The sequence below is a fragment of the Vibrio sp. 1069 genome (assembly GCF_033340555.1).
The window spans coordinates 1-552 of sequence record NZ_JAWOWP010000793.1 but is presented as its reverse complement, the minus strand read 5'-3'; the positions used below and the strand labels follow the sequence as shown (position 1 = coordinate 552).

1 protein-coding gene is annotated in these 552 nt (G+C 45.1%); it reads right to left on the bottom strand.

Features of this window, described 5'->3' with window-relative positions; genetic code table 11:
• A partial coding sequence (locus tag R7040_RS29100) for an arsenic resistance protein (protein ID WP_411978233.1) occupies nt 1–552 on the bottom strand: 552 nt, incomplete at both ends.

Genomic DNA, 552 nt, shown 5'->3' with positions numbered 1-552 from the left:
CTGGTCGGAATTCAGACCAAATACAGCAATGGAAACCGCAATTGCCAACTCAAAGTTGTTACCCGTTGCCGTAAATGCGATGGAGGCATTTTTATCGTAGGGGATGCCCATTCTCTTCCCGATAAAGAAGCTGGCAAAAAACATCAGTACGAAGTAGAACGCTAGTGGGACTGCGACGCGGAACACATCCATTGGCAGTTGTAAAATCATCTCTCCTTTGAGGCTGAACATCAGCACGATGGTGGCGAGCAAAGCGATCAAAGTAATGGGTGAAATTCGAGGAATAAACACATCGTTGTACCACTTCTCACCCTTTGCAGCGACTAACCACTTACGACTGAGAAAACCAGCAAGGAAAGGAATTCCTAAGTAAATCAATACGCTTTCTGCAATGTCACCCATGGAAATATCAACCACAAAACCTTCGTAACCAAAGAATGGTGGAAGTACCGTGATGAATAGCCAAGCCATAACGCTGTAAGTCAGAATTTGAAATGCGCTATTTAATGCCACTAAGGCCGCGCCATATTCTTTGTTGCCGCCGCCAATATC